Source organism: Shivajiella indica, from assembly GCF_042683085.1.
GTDB classification, from domain to species: Bacteria; Bacteroidota; Bacteroidia; order Cytophagales; family Cyclobacteriaceae; genus Shivajiella; species Shivajiella indica.
Genome location: NZ_JBHUIV010000010.1, coordinates 559,435 through 573,849 on the forward strand (window position 1 = coordinate 559,435; position 14,415 = coordinate 573,849).

The window sequence follows — 14,415 nt, forward strand, 5'->3', positions numbered from 1 at the left end:
CCATTAAAAAACCATAAGCTATTTAAAGAATGTTTCTATATCGAAAGCGGTTACTTTCATATTTGATCCCAGCTATTCTCTTCATTTCCTGCCAAAAAGCTCAAAATGAAAAAGAGGTCCAATTATCTGGCAATCCACTTTTCGAGGGCTGGTATGCTGATCCTGAAGCCATAATCTATGGAGACACCTATTGGATTTATCCGACCTATTCTGCTCCCTTTCACAAACAGGTGTTTATGGATTGTTTTTCATCTCCTGACCTGATCCATTGGACTAAACATGAAAGGATCATCGATACGGCAGAGGTTAAATGGGCAGATTCGGCTATGTGGGCTCCTGGAGTAATAGAAAACAAGGGGAAGTACTTTTTATTCTTTGCCGCCAATGATGTGCATGAGGGTGAAATTGGAGGCATAGGTGTGGCCATTGCAGATCAACCGCAGGGACCTTTCAAAGACTTATTGGGAAAGCCTTTGATCAATGAAATAGTCAATGGTGCCCAGCCCATTGATCAGTTTATTTTCAAAGACAAAGATGATAGTTTTTTAATGTACTATGGAGGTTGGGGAAAATGCAATGTGGTCAAACTTAAAGATGACTTTACAGGACTGGAGCCATTTGAAGATGGTTCAATTTTTAGGGAAGTAACTCCCGAAAGTTACGTGGAGGGTCCATTTATGTTTATACGGGAAGGAAAATACTACTTTATGTGGTCAGAAGGAGGGTGGACAGGACCGGATTATAAAGTTGCTTATGCCATTTCTGACAATCCTTTTGGGCCCTTTGAAAGGATAGGAGTAGTTTTGGAACAGGACCCTAAAGTTGCCACTGGAGCAGGGCACCATTCTGTCTTATTCGAACCAAACTCGGATCAATATTATATAGTTTATCATAGAAGGCCTTTAGGTGAAACAGATGGTAACTACAGGGTGACCTGTATAGATAAAATGGAATTTGATGAAAATGGTTTGATTATTCCGGTAAAAATCACCTTTGAAGGGGTGCCAGCAAATCCATTACAATGATGGAATTTTCAAAAAAAATCCCATATTTGGTCCAGTCATTCTGTAAAAAAATCATGCGCCTGTTCACTATTACTCTACTTTTTGTTTCAATGTTAGCTCAGGGACAAACTGTTTGTTCATTGGAAAGCCGCCAGCGTTTGGAAGGCATTTTGGATGACCTTTCCCGAATGGATAATTCTAGTAAATCCTTGAATGAACTGAATGTGGAAATAGGAAGTTGGTTTTTGAATACCGATTATGTAGAAAAAACCCTTGAAATATCGGGAGATGAAAATTTGGTAATCAACCTAACTGGTTTGGATTGTACCACCTATTTGGAAACTGTGGTGACTTTATCCAGATTGGCCAAACAGGGAATGCTTACTTTTGAGGATTTTGAGAGGGAACTTGAATATATCAGATATCAAAATGGAAAGAGATTGGAATATCCATCCAGATTACATTATTTCTCAGATTGGATTTATCAAAATCAGCAAAAGGGTATCTTAAAGGACATCAGCCAAGAAATAGGAGGTAAGTATTATGAGAATACACCCAGCTTTATGTCATCCAACCCTCAGTTTTATGCCCAGCTAAGCAATCCGAAATATGTAGATCAGATAAAATTGGCTGAGGCAGCCATTCAAACAAGAACCTATTATTTTATTCCCAAGGAAGAAATCGAAAAAAATGAGCATAATATCCAATCAGGAGACCTGATTGCTATTACCACTTCCATGAAAAATCTGGATGTTGTACATGTTGGATTTGCGATTGAAAGAGAAGGAAGAATCCACTTACTACATGCCAGTTCCAAATCCATGAAAGTGGAAATTTCGGATAAACCCCTAAGCGAATATCTGATGGGAAACAAAACCCAATCGGGAATTATGGTTTCCAGGTTAATGGAATAGTCTTTTGGATATAAATATCGAAATCATAATTAATTCAAATATTAAATAAATTTCAAAAAATGGCTACAACAAAAATTACGGTTAATTCAAATGGATCATTGAGAGTAGAAGGTGACTTTGAAATTGTGGATGCTCAGGGCAATACATATGGACTTCAGGGAAGAACTTTGGTGAGTCTTTGCAGGTGCGGCCTTTCCAAAAACAAACCTTTTTGTGATGGATCCCATAGAGGACATTTGGAGCATGATGCGGTTGCCTTCGATCTTCCTCCAAAAAAGGTATAAGCCATTATTATTATAATTATGAGGCTTTGGATCCGGTTAGTGTGTTATTCATATTCACTAAAACCGGATTTTTTTATATCTCTTCAAATAATTAAATTAGTTAATATTCATAAATAGATTAAGGTTAATTATGGGTAGCAATAATAAAGGATGGTATGAAGTCCTGTTTGAGAACTTCGCCAAACAATATGACCGGGAGGAATTTACACAAGGAACAGTTGGGGAATGTGATTTTTTGGAAAAAGAGCTGAATTTTGATACTTCACTTAAAATATTGGATGTTGGGTGCGGAACAGGCAGACATAGTATTGAATTGACCAAAAGAGGTTATGATATCACAGGCATTGATTTGTCAGAATCCCAATTGAAAAGGGCAAAAGAAAAGGCAGCACTCATGGATATTCAAGTAAAATTCCTGCAAGCTGATGCCAGAAACCTTCCATTTTTCCATGAATTTGATGTGGCCATCATGATGTGCGAAGGAGGTTTTCCTTTGATGGAAACTGATGAAATGAATTTTGAAATCTTAAAGCAAGTTACCAAATCATTGAAAAGCAAAAGCAAGTTTATCTTTACTACGCTTAATGGATTATTTCCACTTTACCATTCGGTGGAAGCTTTTACCAATAAAGAGAGTGGAGAAAACAGTACCACTTACCGAAGCAATACATTCGATTTAATGACATTCAGATATCATTCCATTGTTGAATTCACAGATGATGCCGGAAATAAAAAAACGATTGAAAGTAATGAAAGGTATTATGTTCCAAGTGAAATAACCTGGTTGCTTAAATCATTGGGATTTACCAAAATCGAGATATTTGGAGCTCATTTAGGTGCTTTTTCCAGAAATGATAACTTAACAACAGAGGATTTTGAAATGCTGGTTATTGCCGAAAAGTAAGCTTAATAATAGAGCTCTTGGAAAAAAATGAAAAAAACCTACATGAAAATTAATCAGTTACTGGTTTTGATAGTATTATTTTCACATTTTTCCTGTGTGACTTACAGGGATTTTTCCAAATCATATGGAATTTCTGGCCCTATTGATTTTACTGATCCGGATGTAAATAAACACCTTGAATTGGGGGAAGAATACAAGATTAAAACCCAAAGTCAGGAAACTCTTGAATTAGCGATTATTCAGATCAATGATCAGGGACTGATTGGAATACCCATAAAAAAAGACAGCGACAAACCCGTAGAAATCCCTTTCAATACGATAAAAGAAGTCAAAAAGAAAGATTATAAAAGAGATAGGAGGGGAGTGCTGACTTCAATTCCTTTATTGGCCATCATGAGCGTTGTTCTGCTTACTGCAACATTGCTAATTATCACAACTTCCAATTAGTTTTATCCCTATGCATAAATAAATGAAATCGTTCCTGGCATTTGTTAGCTTTTTTTTCTGTTTTTCGGGAACTTCCTGTCAAAAGCCTGAAAAGACAGAAAATTCAACGGAAAAAATATCCAAAGATTATATACGGGCCCTTCCTGGTGAAAATGACAGCCTTGATATGGATTTGGTCAAAAAGGGGGAGGTTTTGATAGCTTATGCTGATTGTTACGATTGCCATAGTACTGAGAATAAATCCAAAGGTCCTGCCTTTCAGGATATAGCTAAGAGATATCCAGTTCAACAGGTTTACATTGATCATTTGGCCAGAAAGATCATCCAAGGTAGTACAGGAGCCTGGGGATATCCTGTAATGGACCCCCATCCCAATATTTCAATGGAAGATGCCAAAATTATGGCCAATTTTATTTTGTCTTTGAAGGAAAGGAATTAATCAATTCAGAAATCCCGGGGATTTAAAGGCAGGATTGGGGTATTTATAGAAACCTTCCCCTGATTTTACTCCTGCTTTTCCTTCATCCAACATTTTTCTCAAAATTGTTGCAAAACTCTTGGAGCTTTCTTCATTATTGTTGACCGTAACATGCCAGACCGTATCCAATCCAATACTGTCCATGATTGCAAAAGGCCCCATTTCTACTCTGAAATTCACCATGTAGGATTTATCAATATCTTCAAAGTTTGCAATTTTATTGGCCAAAAGCTTCCCGGCAGTACTGAGTATGGCACCCAACATGGCATTAAAAAGGTAACCATGGTTTTCCTTTTGAATAACAACCGGAACCTGTTCCAAAGATCTTCCAAACTCCTGTAAAATAGGAATCAAAGAGGGATCAGTACCTGGATGTGGCATGATGTCCACTCCCTTGGCATAAAACACATCATGGAAATGTAATGCGCAGAATTTCTCAGGTCTTCCCGAAATCTCTGCAAACATGGAAGGAAGTAAAAAAGAAGTGTTGGTTGTGAAAATGGTTTTTTCAGGTGCAATTTGCCCAAACAGCTCCCATACTTCATTTTTTACCTTAACATTTTCTACAACACTTTCATTGATGATATCCGCATCTCTTACAGCCACCATTGGACTATCCGTAAATGTAATGGTTTGAATTGCATTCAATCCAGATTCAGGATCCAATCCGCTACTTTTGGCCAATTGATTCACTATATTTGCCATTTGTTTTTTCGAGGCTTCCAAGGCTTTAGGATTGATATCATAAATAGTAACCTTATAATTGGATAATGCTGCCTGAAGGGCAACCCTGGTCCCTAAAGTTCCTGCACCAAGAATGCTGACATTTTTGATTTTCATGATTTATATTTTTTCTGTTTGAATACTCTTTAAAGCCATTTTTCCACACGCTCTGACCACATGGATCAAACCTGCAAACCTAGGATCCTGGGCAAATCCAAGAGAATACCTTTTATAAATCTGTTGGGCAATAACACCAACTTTAAAAAGGCCAAAAGCATAGTAGAACAACATATTGTCAAGCTTGAGTGGACTCTTGGATCCATAATATTTGATTACTTCAGATCTTGTAAAATTTCCTTTTGGGTAAGTCAAATTGAACATTTTCAGGATATCTGGATCCCCTTCTTCTGCCCAATAGGCCAAGGAAGTTCCCAAATCCATCAAAGGATCTCCCACTGTGGCCATTTCCCAATCCAAAACGGCTTTTATCTCAGGATTGTCCTTTCCTTCCAAAACAAGGTTATCATACTTGTAATCATTATGGATGAAACCTACATTTTCATTTGAAGGAATATGTTTCCTAAGCCAATCACTGACTGTTTCCATTTCAATAAGTTCATCTGTCTTAGCATTGAAATAACGCTCAGACCAACCGACAACCTGTCTTTCCACATAACCCTTCGGTTTACCTAAAGCACCTAAACCGGAATCTTCCAATTCCAGATTATGCAATTCCAAAAGACCGTCAATGGTGTTTCTGCTAAGTTTATTAAAAAATTCCGGACTTAATGTCATTCCCTCCGGTATCTTATTTCTCAAAATCAGGCCATTCACCTTTTCCATTATGAAAAATGGGGCTCCGATAACATGTTCATCCTCACAGCATAAAACAGGCTTTGGAACTTTACTGTAACCTGCTTTTTCCAAAGCCTTAAGAACATGAAATTCCCTGACCATATCATGGGCCTTACTTATCTTCAAACCTAAAGGTGGCCTCCTTAAGACGAATTCCCCATCAGTAGAAGTAATCAGATAGGTCAGGTTGGAATATCCTCCCTTAAATTGGATAATAACAGTTGAACTGGGGTCAAGCCCTAAGGTACCAGCCAAATAAGGAAAAATATTTTCAACCCCTTTAGGTTCTTTATTGACCATCACTCAGCAAATTTTTTCAGGATCCTTTTTGCCAAAACAGTTTTATGTACCTCATCAGGACCATCATAAATCCTGGCTCCCCGTTCATGTCTGTACCAAAATGAAAGTAGGGTATCATCGGTAATTCCCAATCCACCATGTACCTGAATCGCCTTATCCAGGGTTTTCATCAATACATCAGAAACAAAAAATTTGATCGTGGAAATGTCTTCCTTCGCTGCTTTTGCCCCCTCCTGATCAATTTTTTGAGCAGTGGCCAAAACCATTAGCCTGGAAGCCATAACCCCTGCTGCAGCTTCTGCAATCCATTGCTGTATGGTCTGCTGTTGGGCGAGCGCCTTTCCTGGATCAAGTTCCCTACTCAAAGCCCTCTTGCACATCATTTCTATAGCCCTTTCGCAAATCCCGATCCATCTCATACAATGGTGAATTCTGCCCGGTCCCAATCTTTCCTGAGCAAGTACAAATCCTTGACCTTCTTCGCCGATCAGATTAGAAACCGGCACCCTACAATTGTGGAACATCACCTCTCCATGGGACATATAGTCTTCCCCAACATCCCCCATAATGGGGATATTTCTTATTAAGCGATATCCAGGATTATCCAAAGGCACCAAAATCATACTAGCCCTTTGGTAAGGATTGGGATTTTTAGGGTCGGTAACAGCCATAACAATAGTGAAACTTGCCCCATCCGCAGAGGAAGTAAACCATTTATGACCATTGATTACATATTCATTACCCTCCTTTATTGCTGTAGTGGAAAGGTGGACTGGATTGCTTCCTGCATGTTGTGGTTCTGTCATGGCAAAACAGCTTCTGATTTCTCCTTGCTGCAAAGGTTTAAGGTATTTTTCCTTTAATTCTTTGCTTGCATATTGATGCATCAATTCCATGTTGCCTATGTCAGGTGCCTGACAATTGAAAACATAATGCCCGATAGGACTTTTTCCCAAAACCTCAGAAATTCTCCCAAATTCGGATAAGCTTAAGCCCAGTCCTCCTTCCTCTTTCTTCAGGTGAGGAGCGAAAAGCCCTTTTTCCTTTGCCAATTCTCTCAAAGCTTTGAGTTTGGGCAAGGAAGCTTTGAAAGATCCATAGACACATTCCCTTTCTATTGGATAAATAAGGTCTTTCAAAAAAGATTCGTATAAAGGAAGAATATCCTTTAATTTTTCAGAACTACCGGTAGCCATCAATTCCATGGATGTTCAGTTAAATAGTAAAGCCTCCGTCAGCGGTCAATATTGTTCCTGTCATGTAAGATGAAGCAGGTGATGCAAGAAAGAGAGCTACTGACCCAATCTCTTCACTCTTGCCAATTCTTTTCAGGGCCATCATTTTCATTATTTGGTTGACAATCTGATCATTCTTCCAAAGGGCCTCGGAAAATTTGGTTTTGATCAAGCCGGGACAAATGGCATTGACCCTGATTTTGTGGTCTCCCCATTCTTTGGCAAATACTTTTGTCATGGAAATCAATGCCGCTTTGCTTACTGAATAAATTCCTAATCCCGGTTCAGGAGATATTCCGCCAATGGAAGAAATATTGATAACCGAAGGATTAGATGATTCCATCAAATAAGGGAAACAAAGCTTCATCAGGTGAAAGGGTGCTTTTACATTGACATCCATGATCTTGTCATAAGCATCCAGACTGGTATCATGTACGGGTCCAAATACTGGGTTGGTAGCTGCATTATTAACTAGAACATCAATTTGTCCATACAGTTCAACTGTTTTTTTTACCAAGTTCTCCAACTCATCCGGATTTCCTACATTGCAGGCGATGCCGGTTACTTCATAACCTTTATGTCTGAGATGTCCTGCCATCTCATCCAATGCATCCTGTTTTCTTGAGCTGATGACAACTTTTGCTCCAGCAGCCGCAAATACCTCAGCAATACTGAAACCTATACCTTTGCTTGCCCCTGTGATCAGTGCCACCTTGTTCATTAATGAAAATAATGTAGATAAATCCATATGCGAGTAATTTGATGTCCTTTAACAAGAATAAGAATTTAAGTTTTGAATGGCAATTGATGTTGGGAAAAATGTTATGCATACCGAGTATTTTTTATATCTTCCCATTCGAAAACTATAATTTAACACTAAAAAATCATCCATGAAACAAGTTGTTTTTCATCAAACAGGCCTTCCAGAGGAAGTGTTACAATTGGAAGAAGTAGATATACCTTCACCAAGACCACATGAGGTAAGGATTAAAGTAACAGCCAGGAATATCAATCCTTCTGACATCATGTTTATCAGAGGAATGTATGGGATCACCCCTAAGCTTCCGAGCAGTGCGGGATTTGAAGCCGTAGGAATTATTGATCAATCAGATAAAAGTAATTCCATTCCGGTTGGAACAAAGGTAATTTTTACTGCCATTGGTACATGGAAAGAATATGTATGTGTACCTGCCCATATGGTCATTCCCAGCCCATCCGGTTTGTCGGATGAGGTCGCCTGCCAGGCCTTTGTGAATCCATTGACAGCTTATGGTATGTTGGAAACAAGTGGTCTCAAAGAGGGAGAATGGGTATTAGTTACAGCAGGGGCTTCTGCCTATGGGAAATTAGTAATCCAAATGGCCAAACAAAAGGGGATTAAGGTAGCCTGCACTGTAAGACGGGATGAACAAAAAGATACTTTATATGCATTGGGTGCTGATATGGTCATTAATACCGAAAAGGAAAAGCTTCAAAAAGTGATTTTGGAAAAAACAGGGGATGGGGTGAACGTAGTTTTTGATGCAGTGGGTGGTGTTTTGGGGGCTAGGGCATTGGCAAGTTTAAAGGCAGGCGGGAAAATGATGGTTTTTGGATTGTTGAGTTTAGAAAATATTCCCCTCAATTCCGGTTTATTGATTTTTAAAAACTTGAAGGTAGAAGGATTTTGGTTGACGACCTGGATGGCTGGTTTAAGCCCGGAAGAAAGCCAAAAAGCATTCAAAACAGTATTCTCCCATTTATTATCCCAAAAAGTTAAAGTTGACATTGAAGCAACTTATCCCTTAGAGCAGTATAAAGATGCCTTGGTCGCTTATGAAAAAGGGGGTAGGAATGGAAAGATCCTACTGGTTTCCTAACTGGATTTAAAGATGCTACAACTTAGTGTTTCTTGGTGGCTTGGTGGGAAAATAATATCTCACGAAGACACTAAGCAGCACAAAATACTTTAAAACTTAGAGTTTCTTTGAGGCTTTCCGGGTTGATTTTTTTCTGACCCCTAAAAAAGGGAAGTCTGCACTATCTGTGGTTTTTGTGCCTGAATGGTACCTTTAAGCATATCCTGCATCAGTTTGACAAATCCAGGCCTCCAATTGTCCAAATGTATTTTAATTTCCTTTTCCTCGAATCCAACTGGCCCGGTCAATCTTTCATATCCGATTATCATGGCCCAAATCGTATAAAATGTCACTTCAGGCTGGAGTTCAGGACGAATACTTCCATCCTTGATTCCAAGGGAAACCATTTGTATCCCAAGCTTACCACAGTCATGATGGATTTCCAATAATCTTTGAAAATGCTCACTTTCCAAAATCAAAGGATGAATCTGACCTCTGGTCAAAATATTATTGTACAACTGAAGGATTCCCATAAAGTTTAGAATTGCATCATTGTACATTCGGTTTTTCATTGCAAATTCAAAATAAAGGTGGGTCAATTCAGTCAGCATTTGCAAACCGGATTTTCCCTTCATTTTTATGATATCCCGGAATACACTCTTCAATTCATCAAAGGCCTTTTTGGTAACAGCCATATAAAGATCCTCCTTGTTTTTAAAGTAAAAATAGGTAAGTCCTTTACTAATTCCAGCTGTTTTTGCCACCTCATCCATTGTGGTTCCTGCATAGCCTTTAGAGGTGAAAAGTTTGATGGCTACATCTAAGATTAACTTACTTTTTTTCTCCCTTGCCGAAACTGCCATAATTTATTATATTTTGACTAAGGTTCAAATATATAAAATGATGGCTGAATAATTAAGCATTGATAATTTAAAATTACCCAAACATTTGATCTTCAAACAAAAATAAATCAGAGTAAATCTTCCAGTAAAAATTCAAAAAAAAAAGCCCGAAAAGGGCTTTCTATTTGATTTATTTTTTAAGGCAAGAAACCAGTTTTTCCCAATCCTCCTGACCTAAGGTTTCTCTCAGGCTCTCCACAAATCCTTTCAAACAAGGTTTAAGGTTTTCTTTATGTTTATCTCTGATTTCTTCCAATTCACCTTTATATCTTTCTTTCAATTCCAACATGCTGTTTTTAAATTCATCTCTTGTGATTTCTTCCCGGAATAACTTGGTCAACATTTCCAATCTATGGGCTTCCAGGGCTTTGATAATTTCCAAAACATCTTCTCTGAAGGCCTGAAAATTCTCCAACCTACATTCAAATAGACCGATAAAGGTTTCTCTGATTTCCTGGGTCTGAGTTTCAGTCAATTCAATAGAATTGATACAGTTTTCCAAATTTGTTTTTGGATGATTTGGCTTTTCAGTTTCTAATTTTGAACTGAAGGTTCCATTTTCTTCTTCTATGATCCTGAGACCAAAGGCTTGGTTTTCATCACCACCCTGTATTTCAAGGGTCAAGAATTCATCCGCTAAAATATTGACCACCTCGTCGACCTGGGCTGCAATTTTAACTGGATTTTCATCATTTTTTTCCTGACAGGATAGGGTCATGGCCACAATTCCCATCATCACTAGGGCACTTTTTAAATGGATTTTCATAATGGATTAAGGGTTGTTTTTATCGAAATTAAGCGAAGAAAAATGAGTAATTCAAAAAATATACCAAAAAAAAAGCTGTCTTTTTGATTCAATTTTTTTACTTAAATTTTCAATATATAATATTGATTTTCAAATACTTAAAATTGAATCATGAGACAGCTTCCTCTCATTCTCTAAATTATGGAAATAATGTAGTATTGCTTCTTACCTTTTTGTACAAGCAGATACTTCCCTTGTAGTAGGGTAAAAGAAAGGGGTGAATTAGGATCACTTATTTTTTCCTTATTGATGGAAACACCACCACCCAGAATCATTTTTCTTGCTTCTCCTTTAGAAGGAAAAATCATTCCCTCTGTTTTTTCAGAAAGCAGATCTACTATATTGGTAGTTTTTTCAAATTCTTCTTTGGACACTATAGCTTGGGGTACTCCATCAAAGACCTGTAGAAAAGTTCTCTCATCCAGACTGGCTAAATCTTCTGTGGAAGATTTCCCGAACAAAATAGCTGATGCCTTAAGTGCCATTTCATATTCTTGTTCCCCGTGGACCATAATGGTCACTTCTTTGGCTATTGCCTTTTGCAAAATTCTCAAATGAGGGGCATCTCCATGTTCTTTTTCAAGGTTTTCAATGGTTTGTCTATCCAAAACTGTGAATATACGGATATACTTGGCCGCATCTTCATCCGATACGTTAAGCCAGAACTGGTAGAATGCATAAGGAGATGTCTTTTCTGGATCAAGCCATACTGAACCACTTTCAGTTTTCCCAAATTTGGACCCATCTGCTTTGGTAATCAAAGGAACAGTCAGCGCATATGCTGAACCTCCCTCCATTTTTCTGATCAATTCAGTACCTGTTACGATATTTCCCCATTGGTCTGAACCTCCCAACTGTATGCTTACTCCATGGTTTTTCCAAAGATGGTAAAAATCATAACCTTGAATCAGTTGGTAGGAAAACTCAGTAAAGGAAAGCCCGCTACCTTCTTCTAAACGTCTTTTCACAGAATCTTTGGCCATCATATAATTAACCGTAATGTACTTTCCAACATCCCTGATAAATTCCAAAAAGCTGAATTTGGACATCCAATCATAATTATTGACCAGCTCTGCCTTATTTTTATCCCCTTCATTGAAATTCAAAAATTTAGCCAATTGCTTTTTCAAGCATTCCACATTATGGTCAAGTGTTTTCTTATCCAACAGATTTCTCTCTGCTGATTTGAAACTAGGGTCTCCGATCATCCCTGTGGCACCTCCGACAAGGGCATAGGGCTTATGTCCTGCTCTTTGAAAATGTAACAAAGTCATAACACCGACCAGGTGTCCGATATGTAATGAATCTGCTGTTGGGTCAAAACCAAGATATGCCGAGGCCATTCCTTTTTTGAGGTATTCTTCAATATCAGGTGTCATATCCTGAAGCATCCCTCTCCAGCGTAATTCATCTATAAAATTATTCATGTATTGGTATATTTTTCGAAAGGTGCAAATATAGCTTTTAGCAATTAGAGATTAAAAGGAATGGTCAACTTTGGTTTTAACTCAAAGATTAAGAACTACAAAAATTTAAGGGTATTCAATAAGTCTCTGTTTCTTGAGAAGCAGAATAGTGAAACGGCGAAAATTTTTAATTGGTAATTGATTCAATGGAAATTGGTAATTATTAATCCGAACTAAATCACATGCTAAATTTGTTACAAACCATACTTTCAAACTATGGCAAAAGCAAAAAAAACCGAAAACAGGGTTACTATGGCCCATGTGTTCAAAACAATCATTTGGCCAAGAAGAAGACATTTATTTTTAGGCCTTTTTTTAATCATCATTTCAAGATTGTCAGGCCTTGTTCTACCGGGGGCAAGTAAATATTTAATAGATGATGTAATTCCTTCGAATGACCTGACACTTCTCAAATGGTTGGTCCTGGCTGTTGTTGCTGCCATCACCATTCAGTCAGTTACATCATATGCCCTGACCCAGATATTGAGTGTGGAAGCCCAGCATTTGATTTCAAAATTAAGGTCGCAGGTTCAGCGCCATATTATCCAGTTACCGGTAAGGTTTTTTGACAATACCAAGACAGGAGAACTGGTATCTAGAATTATGACGGATGTGGAAGGAGTTAGGAATTTGGTAGGTACAGGTTTTGCCCAGATGATAGGTGGGGTGTTGACTGCCTTGATTTCATTAGGTTTATTGATTTATATCAGTCCATTGATGACCTTGTATGTTTTAGTACCCGTCATCATTTTTGGATTGATTTCTTTAAAAGCTTTCGGTAAAATAAGACCCATTTTCAGGGAAAGAGGAAAAATCAATGCTGAGGTAACCGGACGGTTGACTGAAACATTGGGAGGAATACGGGTAATCAAAGGGTTCAATGCTGAGGAGCAGGAAATCAAAACCTTCGAAGCAGGAGTAGAAAGGTTGTTTCTAAATGTAAAGGCAAGTTTGACGGCCACAAGTTTTGTAACATCCGCTGCTACATTCTTATTGGGACTTGCCTCGGCCGGCATCATGGGAATCGGCGGTTATATGATTATGGATGCTCAGATGACCTTTGGTGATTTCCTTGCTTTCACCCTGTATTTAGGTTTTATGATTGCACCTATAGTCCAGATGAGTAACATAGGAAGCCAATTGACGGAGGCATTTGCCGGATTGGATAGAACGGAAGAAATAATGAATATGCCTCTTGAAGGGGCTTCCAATAGGAGAATCATCACCATCCCGCACATCAAGGGAAATATTGATTTTCAGAGTGTCTCTTTTTCTTATGAGGAAGGAAAAGAGGTTTTAAAAGGAATTTCTTTTCAGGCACCTGAAGGTTCAGTTACTGCCTTGGTCGGAACATCCGGTTCAGGAAAAACCACGATTGCAGGATTGGCAGCTTCTTTTTTAAATCCTGAATCCGGTACCATTACTGTTGATGGGGTAGACATGCAACAGGTTACCTTAGAAAGTTTTCGTTCTCAATTGGCGGTTGTTTTGCAGGATGATTTTCTTTTCGAAGGAACCATAAAGGAAAATATCCTTTTCCCAAGACCTGATGCAGGCCATGAAAAATTGATGGAAGCAGTAAAGGCTGGATATGTCAATGAATTCACAGATAGGTTTGAGGATGGATTGGACACCTTGATTGGAGAAAGAGGAGTCAAGCTTTCCGGGGGACAAAGGCAAAGGATAGCCATTGCCCGGGCAATTTTAGCCGATCCAAGAATTTTGATCTTGGATGAAGCTACTTCCAACCTCGATACAGAAAGTGAAGCTTTGATCCAAGCTAGTTTGAAGGAATTGATGCAGGGAAGAACCACCTTTGTCATCGCCCATAGGTTGAGTACCATACGACAGGCTGATCAGATTTTGGTCATTGAGAATGGAGAAATTGTGGAGCGAGGACAACATGAGGAACTGATCGCCAAAAAAGGGAGATATTTTCAATTGTATACGTATCAGGCGAGGATATAATAAAGAATGTTGAATTTTTAAACCAGACTATTCCGAATGTTACCCATATTTATTATTAGGCCTCGGCAAGCTCGGCCACCGGAGTTTTTTAATTTATAGGAAGGTGCTTTTTGGTAAAATTGGATCCAAATCCCATTTGATGTTCATTTATTCTTTTTTCGAGATTTTTGGTGCTTCCAACATAGTATTGACCATTGCAACAAAGTAAGATATACGTGTATGCTTTCATAATTAAAAAAGTTTAACATCATTAAATTGTAGAAAAAATTGCACCTCAGCAAACCTGTTCAAC

16 protein-coding genes are annotated in these 14,415 nt (G+C 38.3%); 8 read left to right on the top strand and 8 right to left on the bottom strand.

What is annotated here, in order from left to right; genetic code table 11:
* Positions 1-29 precede the first annotated feature (29 nt).
* The 6 genes from ACFSKV_RS05810 (at position 30) to ACFSKV_RS05835 (ending at position 3,992) form a co-directional block, all read left to right on the top strand.
* On the top strand, positions 30-1,025 hold the full coding sequence (locus ACFSKV_RS05810) for a glycoside hydrolase family 43 protein (RefSeq protein WP_380800964.1): 996 nt from the start codon (positions 30-32) through the stop codon (positions 1,023-1,025).
* 53 nt (positions 1,026-1,078) lie between these two features.
* Entirely contained in the window at positions 1,079-1,918 is an 840-nt protein-coding gene (locus ACFSKV_RS05815) for an N-acetylmuramoyl-L-alanine amidase-like domain-containing protein (RefSeq protein ID WP_380800966.1), read from the top strand.
* A 59-nt stretch (positions 1,919-1,977) separates the two neighbouring features.
* A complete protein-coding gene (locus ACFSKV_RS05820) occupies positions 1,978-2,202 on the top strand; it encodes a CDGSH iron-sulfur domain-containing protein (RefSeq protein WP_380800967.1) in 225 nt (74 codons plus the stop codon).
* Positions 2,203-2,332: 130 nt separating this feature from the next.
* Positions 2,333-3,106 (top strand): class I SAM-dependent methyltransferase, encoded by a 774-nt coding sequence (locus tag ACFSKV_RS05825; RefSeq protein ID WP_380800968.1) that lies wholly within the window; start codon positions 2,333-2,335, stop codon positions 3,104-3,106.
* Between the two features lie 27 nt (positions 3,107-3,133).
* Positions 3,134-3,553, top strand: coding sequence for a hypothetical protein (locus ACFSKV_RS05830; protein ID WP_380800969.1), 420 nt, complete (start codon positions 3,134-3,136; stop codon positions 3,551-3,553).
* Between the two features lie 22 nt (positions 3,554-3,575).
* Positions 3,576-3,992 (top strand): c-type cytochrome, encoded by a 417-nt coding sequence (locus tag ACFSKV_RS05835; RefSeq protein WP_380800970.1) that lies wholly within the window; start codon positions 3,576-3,578, stop codon positions 3,990-3,992.
* On the opposite strand, the gene ACFSKV_RS05840 is transcribed toward ACFSKV_RS05835, so the two are convergent.
* From ACFSKV_RS05840 to ACFSKV_RS05855, 4 genes are read right to left on the bottom strand one after another with little or no spacing between them, the layout of a single operon-like run.
* Positions 3,993-4,871 carry a 3-hydroxyacyl-CoA dehydrogenase gene (locus ACFSKV_RS05840; protein ID WP_380800971.1) on the bottom strand — a complete coding sequence of 293 codons (879 nt, stop codon included), beginning with the start codon at positions 4,869-4,871 and terminating at the stop codon, positions 3,993-3,995. It lies immediately after the preceding gene.
* A 3-nt stretch (positions 4,872-4,874) separates the two neighbouring features.
* Positions 4,875-5,909: a phosphotransferase family protein gene (locus ACFSKV_RS05845; RefSeq protein ID WP_380800972.1), complete on the bottom strand. Its 1,035-nt coding sequence runs from the start codon at positions 5,907-5,909 to the stop codon at positions 4,875-4,877.
* Entirely contained in the window at positions 5,909-7,114 is a 1,206-nt protein-coding gene (locus ACFSKV_RS05850; protein ID WP_380800973.1) for an acyl-CoA dehydrogenase family protein, read from the bottom strand. Before ACFSKV_RS05850 ends, ACFSKV_RS05845 begins: the two co-directional genes overlap by 1 nt.
* Positions 7,115-7,124: 10 nt before the next feature.
* Positions 7,125-7,892, bottom strand: a complete 768-nt coding sequence (locus ACFSKV_RS05855; RefSeq protein ID WP_380800975.1) for an SDR family NAD(P)-dependent oxidoreductase — start codon at positions 7,890-7,892, stop codon at positions 7,125-7,127.
* A 142-nt stretch (positions 7,893-8,034) separates the two neighbouring features.
* Here ACFSKV_RS05855 and ACFSKV_RS05860 point away from each other — a divergent pair, with 142 nt between their 5' ends.
* On the top strand, positions 8,035-9,003 hold the full coding sequence (locus ACFSKV_RS05860; protein ID WP_380800976.1) for a zinc-dependent alcohol dehydrogenase family protein: 969 nt from the start codon (positions 8,035-8,037) through the stop codon (positions 9,001-9,003).
* Positions 9,004-9,143: 140 nt separating this feature from the next.
* Here the strand turns inward: ACFSKV_RS05860 and ACFSKV_RS05865 are convergent, their stop codons facing one another.
* From ACFSKV_RS05865 to tyrS, 3 genes are all read right to left on the bottom strand, one after another.
* Positions 9,144-9,845, bottom strand: coding sequence for a TetR/AcrR family transcriptional regulator (locus tag ACFSKV_RS05865; protein WP_380800978.1), 702 nt, complete (start codon positions 9,843-9,845; stop codon positions 9,144-9,146).
* A gap of 169 nt (positions 9,846-10,014) precedes the next feature.
* Positions 10,015-10,650, bottom strand: a complete 636-nt coding sequence (locus ACFSKV_RS05870) for a hypothetical protein (protein WP_380800980.1) — start codon at positions 10,648-10,650, stop codon at positions 10,015-10,017.
* A gap of 173 nt (positions 10,651-10,823) precedes the next feature.
* Positions 10,824-12,116, bottom strand: coding sequence for a tyrosine--tRNA ligase (tyrS, locus tag ACFSKV_RS05875; protein WP_380800981.1), 1,293 nt, complete (start codon positions 12,114-12,116; stop codon positions 10,824-10,826).
* Positions 12,117-12,371: 255 nt separating this feature from the next.
* Between tyrS and ACFSKV_RS05880 the strand changes: the two genes are divergently transcribed.
* The gene (locus tag ACFSKV_RS05880; RefSeq protein ID WP_380800982.1) at positions 12,372-14,123 is read left to right on the top strand and encodes an ABC transporter ATP-binding protein; all 1,752 of its coding nucleotides are present in this window, start codon (positions 12,372-12,374) and stop codon (positions 14,121-14,123) included.
* A gap of 88 nt (positions 14,124-14,211) precedes the next feature.
* Here the strand turns inward: ACFSKV_RS05880 and ACFSKV_RS05885 are convergent, their stop codons facing one another.
* Positions 14,212-14,352, bottom strand: coding sequence for a GIY-YIG nuclease family protein (locus ACFSKV_RS05885; RefSeq protein WP_380800983.1), 141 nt, complete (start codon positions 14,350-14,352; stop codon positions 14,212-14,214).
* Positions 14,353-14,415 lie beyond the last annotated feature (63 nt).

Excerpts from the sequence above, each read along its gene's own strand:
- ACFSKV_RS05830 (WP_380800969.1), top strand. The coding sequence starts at position 3,134 with ATGAAAAAAACCTACATGAAAATTAATCAGTTACTGGTTTTGATAGTA.
- ACFSKV_RS05815 (WP_380800966.1), top strand. The coding sequence starts at position 1,079 with ATGCGCCTGTTCACTATTACTCTACTTTTTGTTTCAATGTTAGCTCAG.
- ACFSKV_RS05855 (WP_380800975.1), bottom strand. The coding sequence starts at position 7,892 with ATGGATTTATCTACATTATTTTCATTAATGAACAAGGTGGCACTGATC.
- tyrS (WP_380800981.1), bottom strand. The coding sequence starts at position 12,116 with ATGAATAATTTTATAGATGAATTACGCTGGAGAGGGATGCTTCAGGAT.
- ACFSKV_RS05810 (WP_380800964.1), top strand. The coding sequence starts at position 30 with ATGTTTCTATATCGAAAGCGGTTACTTTCATATTTGATCCCAGCTATT.
- ACFSKV_RS05880 (WP_380800982.1), top strand. The coding sequence starts at position 12,372 with ATGGCAAAAGCAAAAAAAACCGAAAACAGGGTTACTATGGCCCATGTG.
- ACFSKV_RS05825 (WP_380800968.1), top strand. The coding sequence starts at position 2,333 with ATGGGTAGCAATAATAAAGGATGGTATGAAGTCCTGTTTGAGAACTTC.
- ACFSKV_RS05820 (WP_380800967.1), top strand. The coding sequence starts at position 1,978 with ATGGCTACAACAAAAATTACGGTTAATTCAAATGGATCATTGAGAGTA.
- ACFSKV_RS05845 (WP_380800972.1), bottom strand. The coding sequence starts at position 5,909 with ATGGTCAATAAAGAACCTAAAGGGGTTGAAAATATTTTTCCTTATTTG.
- ACFSKV_RS05835 (WP_380800970.1), top strand. The coding sequence starts at position 3,576 with ATGAAATCGTTCCTGGCATTTGTTAGCTTTTTTTTCTGTTTTTCGGGA.
- ACFSKV_RS05885 (WP_380800983.1), bottom strand. The coding sequence starts at position 14,352 with ATGAAAGCATACACGTATATCTTACTTTGTTGCAATGGTCAATACTAT.
- ACFSKV_RS05840 (WP_380800971.1), bottom strand. The coding sequence starts at position 4,871 with ATGAAAATCAAAAATGTCAGCATTCTTGGTGCAGGAACTTTAGGGACC.
- ACFSKV_RS05870 (WP_380800980.1), bottom strand. The coding sequence starts at position 10,650 with ATGAAAATCCATTTAAAAAGTGCCCTAGTGATGATGGGAATTGTGGCC.
- ACFSKV_RS05860 (WP_380800976.1), top strand. The coding sequence starts at position 8,035 with ATGAAACAAGTTGTTTTTCATCAAACAGGCCTTCCAGAGGAAGTGTTA.
- ACFSKV_RS05865 (WP_380800978.1), bottom strand. The coding sequence starts at position 9,845 with ATGGCAGTTTCGGCAAGGGAGAAAAAAAGTAAGTTAATCTTAGATGTA.
- ACFSKV_RS05850 (WP_380800973.1), bottom strand. The coding sequence starts at position 7,114 with ATGGAATTGATGGCTACCGGTAGTTCTGAAAAATTAAAGGATATTCTT.